Source organism: Candidatus Frankia nodulisporulans (genome assembly GCF_902806475.1).
GTDB classification, from domain to species: Bacteria; Actinomycetota; Actinomycetes; order Frankiales; family Frankiaceae; genus Frankia; species Frankia umida.
Genome location: NZ_CADCWS010000346.1, coordinates 1 through 3,564, shown reverse-complemented (window position 1 = coordinate 3,564; position 3,564 = coordinate 1). Strand labels below are relative to the sequence as shown.

General features: G+C 67.5%; 3 protein-coding genes. 2 read left to right on the top strand and 1 reads right to left on the bottom strand.

What is annotated here, in order from left to right:
* Positions 1 to 557 precede the first annotated feature (557 nt).
* Positions 558 to 701 carry a hypothetical protein gene (locus G6R24_RS19430; RefSeq protein ID WP_163550608.1) on the top strand — a complete coding sequence of 48 codons (144 nt, stop codon included), beginning with the start codon at positions 558 to 560 and terminating at the stop codon, positions 699 to 701.
* A 300-nt stretch (positions 702 to 1,001) separates the two neighbouring features.
* Positions 1,002 to 2,192: a Nickel transporter NicT gene (gene nicT / locus G6R24_RS19425; protein WP_163550607.1), complete on the top strand. Its 1,191-nt coding sequence runs from the start codon at positions 1,002 to 1,004 to the stop codon at positions 2,190 to 2,192.
* Positions 2,193 to 2,251: 59 nt separating this feature from the next.
* On the opposite strand, the gene nhaA is transcribed toward nicT, so the two are convergent.
* A complete protein-coding gene (nhaA, locus tag G6R24_RS19420) occupies positions 2,252 to 3,556 on the bottom strand; it encodes a Na+/H+ antiporter NhaA (RefSeq protein ID WP_163550609.1) in 1,305 nt (434 codons plus the stop codon).
* Between the last annotated feature and the right edge of the window lie 8 nt (positions 3,557 to 3,564).

Genomic DNA, 3,564 nt, shown 5'->3' with positions numbered 1-3,564 from the left:
CTCGCACAAGCAATCGGATTATCTGGTTTCCACCGGGTTCCTGTCAACAACTGAGAACAGAACGGACAATGTGGCCAGCCGGCTCGGTGCGACCGGAGCGGGCAGGTTCGACGGGAACCCTGGGGTCGCGCCACGGCTACCGGGCTGGGGCCGATCATCGCGGGGTGGGCTTCTGGGATCCCGCAAGGACAGTCTGGTGGTGCCCGACTCTGGCGAGCCGGGAGGTGCGGAACGTGAGCGTGTCCTGTGCGGCTCACCTGCCATGATTAGGTCACTGAAAGTTACATTTCATCCGAATGGGTAATTGCCCGGACACCAGAGGAGCTGTGGTGGAGGCTGTGAAGCCCCGACGGCCGGTCGACGATGACGAAGAAGATGACGAAGAATTCGCGACTGTCCCCCCGGGCGGAGTACGAGCGACTGCAGGCCAGCCGGCGCCAGTTCGGCGCCGAGACCAGCCGCGGCCACATCCTGCGCGACGAACAGGCGCGGTTGCGGCAGCTCATCGCTGACGTAGCAGCCGCCCTGGGGCGGCCGAGCAGCCCCATCTGCATGTCGTGTGTACCAGCTGCGGCACGCTGCGCGAGATCGCGGAGCCCGCCGAACCCGCTCCCGGCGCGGTCGCGCATCTGGCGGCGATCCCCGGGCTGGACGTCGTCGGCCCCGCGACGCTTGCCATCTATGGACGCCGCGAGCGCTGATAGGCCGCCTGACGGCGCCCCATCAGCCAAACCAGCGCGGTCGGCCCCACATCATGCCAGTTGCAACATCCTTGCAAGAGCGACATAGTTGCATCTGTGTTGATGCCGGCGGGTCGACGAAGCCCTTCCGGCGCCTCCGGCTGACCTGTCCGATCCGGTGCCCCGCAGTCACGACACGGACCACTCGCCGATCCAGCCGAGCGATGTGGGTCCTGCTTCCGCGTGGCCGCTCGGCCTGCGCCCGGCCCATTCCCTCCTGGGCCCGCGTCGAGCCTGTTCCCCGCAGTGAGGAGACCTCTGGTGGCCCACCCATCCCCCGGCGTCGGCGAGTTGTCCCTGCCGAGGCGGCTGGCCCGGTTCCGGCACAGCCTCACGGGGGCGGACAAGCGGTCCCTGGCGGGGATGACCGCGTTTATCGTCCTGCTGCACGTGGTGGGATTTGTCGTTCTGCTCACCCTTGTCACCCCGCATGGCTACCATCTCGGCGGCGACCATCCGGTGTTCACCGCCGGGGTCGGCGTCCTAGCCTACACCTTCGGACTCCGCCACGCCTTCGACGCCGACCACATCGCCGCTGTCGACAACACCACTCGTAAGCTCATCGCCGACAACACGGCGCGGGAAGCCGAAGGTGCGGGCCCGCAACGCCGACCGCTCTCGGTCGGGTTCTGGTTCTCCCTCGGCCACTCGACGATCGTCTTCGCGCTCGCGTTCCTGCTTTCGGTCGGTATCAAGTCCCTGGTCGGGCCGGTCGAGGACGACTCCTCCAGGCTTCACACCATCACCGGCGTGATCGGCCCGTCGGTCTCAGGTGTCTTCCTGTGGGTGTTGGGGATCCTGAACCTCGCCGCTCTGCTTGGCATCGTCAAGGTCTTCCGCGAGATGCGGAACGGGCACTACGACGAGCAGGAACTCGAGCGACGGCTGGACTCCCGCGGTTTTATGAACCGTTTCCTCGGTGGCCTGACCAGGACGGTCACCAAGCCGTGGAACATCTACCCGATCGGTGTGCTGTTCGGCCTCGGATTCGATACCGCGACCGAGGTTGGCCTGCTCGTCCTCGCCGGCGGCGCCGCGGCGTTCAACCTGCCCTTCTACTCGATCCTCGTGTTGCCGATCCTGTTCGCCGCCGGTATGTGTCTCATGGACACCATTGATGGTGTGTTCATGAACGCCGCCTACGGCTGGGCATTCGCCCGTCCGGTTCGCAAGGTGTTCTACAATCTGACCATCACCACCATCTCGGTGATCGTTGCGCTCGTTATCGGCACGATCGAACTTGTCGGTGTCCTTGCTGACCGGTTCACGATCGAGTCCGGGCCGTTCGCCTGGATCGCCAACATCAACCTCGACTACGCCGGCTACGGCATCGTCGGCCTTTTCTTCCTCGCCTGGGCCATCGCACTCGCTGTCTGGTATTTCGGCCGCGTCGAGGAACGCTGGACCGCCAACCTCCCCAGCGAATCGACCCAGCCCGCCGAAACCAGCTGACCATGCTGTCCCCGGGATGGCCGGGATGGGTGGGGCGTACTGGTTCGGTTGGCTGTCGGTCAGGCTGGGTCCTGGTAGACGTCGGGGATGCCGTCGTGGTCGCGGTCGACAGTTTCGGCTTCCTGTATCCGGCGGTAGACACGGTTACGCAGGCGCAGGGCCACGGCGGCCAGCAGGGCGGCGAGCAGGGAGCCGGTCAGGACGGCGATCTTGACGTGGTCGTCGCGTGTGCTGCCGGTGCCGAAGGCCAGTTCGCCGATGAGCAGGGAGACGGTGAATCCGATACCGGCGAGGACGGCTAGGCCGAGGACGTCGACCCAGGCCAGCCCGTCGTCGAGGGTGGCGCGGGTGAATCGGGCCACCAGGTAGGTGGCGGTCATGATGCCCAGTGGTTTTCCGACGACGAGGCCGATGACGATGCCGACGGCGGCGCGGTCGGAGAGCGCGTCGGTGAGTCCGTTCAGGCCGCCGATGGTGACTCCGGCGGAGAAGAACGCGAAGACCGGTACCGCCACCGCGGCGGAGAGGGGTCGCCAGCGGTGTTCGAAGTGCTCGGCCAGCCCGGGGCCCGCGTCGGGTCCACCGGCGCGCTTGCTGCGTACCACCGGCACGGCGAAGCCCAGCAGCACGCCGGCGACGGTGGCGTGCACGCCGGAGGCGTGGACGAGTGTCCAGGTGGCGGCGGCCAGAGGCAGCAGGAGCCACCATGAACGCACCCGGCGTTGCACCAGCAGGGTGAACACCGCCAGCGGCACCAGGGCGCCCAGCAGCGGGAGGACGCGGAGATCCCGGGTGTAGACGATGGCGATGATGACGATGGCGATCAGGTCGTCGACGACCGCGAGGGTGAGCAGGAAGGTCCGCAGTGCGGATGGCAGATGCCGGCCGATGACCGCGAGCACCGCCAGGGCGAAGGCGATGTCGGTGGCGGTCGGGATCGCCCAGCCGCGTGCGGCGTCACCGCCGAGGTTGACCAGCGTGTAGAGGATAGCGGGGACGGCGACACCACCCAGCGCGGCGACGACCGGGACGGCGGCTCGTCGGAGGTCGCGGAGGTCCCCGGCGACGAACTCGCGTTTGAGTTCCAGCCCGGCGACGAAGAAGAAGATCGCCAGCAGGCCGTCGGCGGTCCACTGGGCCAGGGTGAGGTTCAGGTGCGCCCAGGACGGGCCGACCTGGTAGGAGAGCATCGACTGGTAGGACTCCGACCACGGCGAGTTCGCCCAGGCGAGGGCCAGGACCGTGGCCGCGAGCAGCAGCGCGCCACCGATGGTCTCCTGGCGCAGGATCGCGGCGATACGGCGGGCCTCGGGCCAGGATCTGCGGTCGAACAGGCTGAACCGGCGAGGCGGGGTCTGACTCATGGTGGGAC

Excerpts from the sequence above, each read along its gene's own strand:
- nhaA (WP_163550609.1), bottom strand. The coding sequence starts at position 3,556 with ATGAGTCAGACCCCGCCTCGCCGGTTCAGCCTGTTCGACCGCAGATCC.